The following is a 3,792-nucleotide window of genomic DNA, read 5'->3' on the forward strand; positions in this document are numbered from 1 at the left end:
GCGAACCCCTCATCTCAAGACAGGACGCCCCGTTGTGCTATCCTCTTGGCTGTGCCGCCAGCCGCTCTGTTCTACCGCGCGAGCGGTTTAGTCCTTTGGCGCAAACCGGAATCCAGACTTAAAGATATCAACTTTGCATGCGATAATGTCGCCTGTCATGACACCAGCGCCATCGCAAGAAAGATGATCGCGCCCCAAAGCAGCGCGTTCACGCAAAGCCCAAGCGTCCAATCATTCATGCCCGGCCTTTAGCCCTCATCGCGCTTCCTCCCGCAAGCATGTATGCCTCGCCTCTCCAGCTTGCGTCGATCGAGGGATCGTCAAGCTTTCAGTGTGAATTTTTTGCGAAGTTCGGCCGCAACAGTCGCAACGCGTTCCTGAATGGCTTTTGCATGCTTGGGCGCGGTAATCACCGTAGCGCGCCAACCGAGGAGCGGGTCTTGGCGAGCCGACACATACGCGCCGCCAATCAACAGCTTCTGATGGACCATGTCCTCAAGTTCAGCACTAGTTTTCTGCTGCTTTGCCAAGGGGACCTTTCTGCGTTTGACCCGCTCAATAGCGTCGGTCGCCTCGCCGGGACGAGGAAGATCTGCCGCTTCGATCACGATGCGCTCGCAAATCAGCCCATGCTCCCCGGCATGAAGCAGCGTACCGTCGGATGACCATTTAGGTTGTCAGGCCAGACCATCGTACGGCCCGCACGGTTCGGTCCGTCCACGATAGCGTCGTTCGGAACATCAACCCACTCACCATCAATGCGTACGCGATAGTGACCATCCTTAGTTTCCCAATCGGCGTCATCAACGCGCATCGCATCACTGCCATCGCAACAGGGCCCTTTGCCACTATGCAAGCGTTCATACCAACCGTTCAACTCAGGGTGCCGACGATCGTGGGCGCGTGCGTGATCGATTGTAGAAATCGGGACGATGAGGGTGAATGCAACAAGCGCTGTATGCCAACAGTGATCGTTCATCTCACACGCAATCCGGAAATGTCTGTGCAGGCGGGAAAGCCATCGGGCCGCATCAACATGCGAAGTGTTCTCAGCTCGCCGCTGGCAATCGTCGGCGAGAGACTTAAGCTGCCCCGCAATCGCTTCGTCAGTCATGGTCTGGCCAACGCGGAGCAAAGTCCGCGCTGTTTCCAAATATGCGTTGCCTCGTTGTGAGATCGGGACGGTCATAAGGCCCTCGCGCGGTTCTGTGGCCGCTGGTTGAAGGCAACGTGGATCCAACCCACCCAATTGCGGTCACTTTCCGTGCGACATCTGAAGCGATCGACGCACTTTTTGGAACAAAGCGGGGTTCGCCACGTGTAGTGCCGGACGAGACCAAACTTGCCATTACAAACTGCGCAGCGCGCGGCACTGCCAGATCTACGATTATCGGAGCAATGGGGCATCGTAGTCTCCTCTTGGTACTATCGTCGCTCTTCGTCGATCATCCTTTTCCATCGTCGCACTACATGGGCCTGTGCGCTTTTCCTACGCATGCAGCTAAGACGATCAAGATCAGCAGCTCAATTGAACGTAGGTAATCGTCAGGCATCTAAAGGGGGGCTGGAACGATACGAAGGTTTATTGCGCTCGTCCTTGAAGCCGACCACTTCCGCAGCGGGCCTTGGTTGTGTGCAAACGGATAGGTCGGCACGCGGCCCTGGTCGCCAATCATTGCAGGCGGCTGATGTTCTCGCGTCGGATCGTCCAATGACCGGCCAAAGTGGGTATCGCGACGCGATATTGCGCTTTGGACGCACTTTCCGGCCTTCAGGCGGTGCGGATGGCCGCAATCAGGCTCGGTTTGCCGACGATGTTCATCACACGTGTGAGGTTATAGGCGAGAACATGCAGCGCCATCTCAGCAGCGACATTCGGTAGGCGCTTCATCAGGAAGTGGGTCGCCCCCATACGGGCTTTGATCGTGCGGAAGGGATGCTCGACCGTCTCGCGCGCCGCGTCCGCATGGCGTCGGGATCGGCATCGAGCCGTCTCTGGACCTCCTCGACCACATGCTCATGCTCCCAGCGCGTGATGCGGCGCTCCTTGGATGGCGTACATTGGCTCTTGATCGGGCAGCCTTGGCACGCTGTCGACCAGCAACGGTGCAGCGTCATTCCATGCTCGATGTTGGTGTAGTGCGGCTTGGCTGCTTTAGTGACGACCCTCGCGAAGACAGCCAGGTCTTGACCGGGAACTTCGCACCGGCGGCGATTCACCGCCGTCCGCGCGTCTTTTCTGGAGGCCCGTAGATGATCTCGCGGGCTCGGCTCCAAAGCGCAAAGTTTCGTGCAGATCATGCCGTGACCCATGAACAGGCTTTGCAGAACGCCATAGTGGTGCTCCGAGAATGGTCTGAGGAGAAGGCCGAAACGAGCGCCGTGCTTGCTGCGATCGCGGAGCTTATGGCGACCAAGCCGTCACCTAAGCCGCCTCAAAAACAAAAGCTCTCTTCATAGTCATAGGCTGGGACTGAGATGGCAGCAGGATGGATGGTTTCGATCGGCGTCGTCAAAAAGGGGACAAGGTCCGATATGTGACTTACGCCGTCGCAATCGCTGATCCGGCAGAAGCCGTGAAGGCCTCATTGGCTGCCAGCACGGGCGAAGTAGCGACCGCGAATTCCGAACTTTGCGAAGCAGACTTGACGGGCCTCGGATTAAAAGCCGGCGCGCTTGTGGCCGTATACGATGACCGGACTGATCCGCTGATGTCGCGCACGTGGCGTCCGATCGAACCGCGCGGCAAGAATTAGCAGGTACTTCAATCAATGGAGCGCTGGTCTTGGCGGCCGAACAAAGAACTCGGACAAATGAACGCCGAGCGCATCGGCTGTCCGTCGTCAGATACTATGAGACTGATCGGGCTTTTCGAGAAGGGAGGCTCTGGCTCATCAGGGGTTAGAGTTTAAGCTGCTCGCAACTGATGCTGCAAGCGGCGGTTTGCGATGGTGTTGCACTTGACGCATTTTCGTTCGGCGAGGATCGCCTCAGCCCTGTCGAAGTTGGCATCGGCAGGCGTGAGGTTGTCGATGCTCTCGTGATAGCGGACGTGATTGTAGTGTTCGACGAAGGCTCGTATCTGCCGTTCGAGATCGCCGGGCAGGTAGTAGTTGTTAAGCAAAATGCGGTTCTTCAAGGTCTGGTGCCGGCGCTCGATCTTTCCCTGGGTCTGGGGTTGATACGGAGCGCCGCGGACGTGTTGCATGCCCTTGTTTCCAGCTGGCCAGATCGTCTGCCACGTAACTCGAGCCATTGTCGCTTAGAAACTCGGCCGATGTGCGACGGTGGCCGTGACATCGGCGGCAGCCATCGTGGGACCAAGCCTCCAAGCGACGATGTAGCGCGAGAAGTCATCGAACACGGTCGAGAGATAGTACCAACCCCATCCGGTGATCTTGAGGCAGGTGAAGTCGGTCAGGAGCTATCGCCAAATCTCGGTGACGACCGGGCCGGTCAGACGGCGGCGATTTTGGGCTGACGGTCGGTCGGCTTGGCGATGACCTCGATCCCATCGTTGAATGTTACACCGAGAATGAGCTTTGGCAACTGGTTGTGACCATCGAGACGGCGCCAGCGTTTCTGCGCTCCCTCGACCAGTTTGAAGACCATCGCGAGCGCTGTCCTGTTCGACAGGCAGCCCTTCGACCGGATCGTGCGGTGGCGCACGGTGGCGAAGGTGCTTTCGATGGGGTTGGTGGTCCGCAGGTGTTTCCAATGCTCGGCCGGGAAGTCGTAGAAGGCCAGCAGCGTGTATCGATCCTTGCTGAGGCAGTCGGCCGCCTTTTCGTA

Annotated in this window: 6 protein-coding genes and 2 pseudogenes; 3 read left to right on the forward strand and 5 right to left on the reverse strand. The window is 58.1% G+C overall.

Annotation, left to right across the window (positions count from 1 at the left end):
- On the forward strand, positions 1-252 hold a 252-nt coding region (locus K288_RS54545; protein ID WP_210164446.1), incomplete at its 5' end, for a hypothetical protein.
- 68 nt (positions 253-320) lie between these two features.
- On the opposite strand, the gene K288_RS53290 is transcribed toward K288_RS54545, so the two are convergent.
- From K288_RS53290 to K288_RS55375, 3 genes and pseudogenes are all read right to left on the reverse strand, one after another.
- On the reverse strand, positions 321-608 hold the full coding sequence (locus K288_RS53290) for a hypothetical protein (protein WP_152535976.1): 288 nt from the start codon (positions 606-608) through the stop codon (positions 321-323).
- Between the two features lie 14 nt (positions 609-622).
- Positions 623-1,189, reverse strand: coding sequence for a hypothetical protein (locus tag K288_RS55370; protein WP_244443486.1), 567 nt, complete (start codon positions 1,187-1,189; stop codon positions 623-625).
- Positions 1,190-1,771: 582 nt separating this feature from the next.
- A pseudogene (locus K288_RS55375) lies at positions 1,772-2,139 on the reverse strand (transposase); the annotation flags it as partial.
- Positions 2,140-2,253: 114 nt separating this feature from the next.
- Between K288_RS55375 and K288_RS0142775 the strand changes: the two are divergent.
- Entirely contained in the window at positions 2,254-2,460 is a 207-nt protein-coding gene (locus K288_RS0142775) for a hypothetical protein (RefSeq protein WP_027584796.1), read from the forward strand.
- Positions 2,461-2,489: 29 nt separating this feature from the next.
- Positions 2,490-2,756 carry a hypothetical protein gene (locus K288_RS48995; protein ID WP_152535977.1) on the forward strand — a complete coding sequence of 89 codons (267 nt, stop codon included), beginning with the start codon at positions 2,490-2,492 and terminating at the stop codon, positions 2,754-2,756.
- 152 nt (positions 2,757-2,908) lie between these two features.
- On the opposite strand, the pseudogene K288_RS51825 reads toward K288_RS48995, so the two are convergent.
- Together K288_RS51825 and K288_RS0142795 are read right to left on the reverse strand one after the other, a co-directional pair.
- A pseudogene (locus tag K288_RS51825) lies at positions 2,909-3,439 on the reverse strand (integrase core domain-containing protein); the annotation flags it as partial.
- A 17-nt stretch (positions 3,440-3,456) separates the two neighbouring features.
- The coding region (locus tag K288_RS0142795) for a transposase (RefSeq protein ID WP_201449825.1) at positions 3,457-3,792 on the reverse strand (336 nt) is incomplete at its 5' end.

It is taken from the genome of Bradyrhizobium sp. Ai1a-2 (assembly GCF_000426245.1).
Lineage (GTDB): Bacteria > Pseudomonadota > Alphaproteobacteria > Rhizobiales > Xanthobacteraceae > Bradyrhizobium.

Excerpts from the sequence above, each read along its gene's own strand:
- K288_RS48995 (WP_152535977.1), top strand. The coding sequence starts at position 2,490 with ATGGATGGTTTCGATCGGCGTCGTCAAAAAGGGGACAAGGTCCGATAT.
- K288_RS0142775 (WP_027584796.1), top strand. The coding sequence starts at position 2,254 with ATGATCTCGCGGGCTCGGCTCCAAAGCGCAAAGTTTCGTGCAGATCAT.
- K288_RS55370 (WP_244443486.1), bottom strand. The coding sequence starts at position 1,189 with ATGACCGTCCCGATCTCACAACGAGGCAACGCATATTTGGAAACAGCG.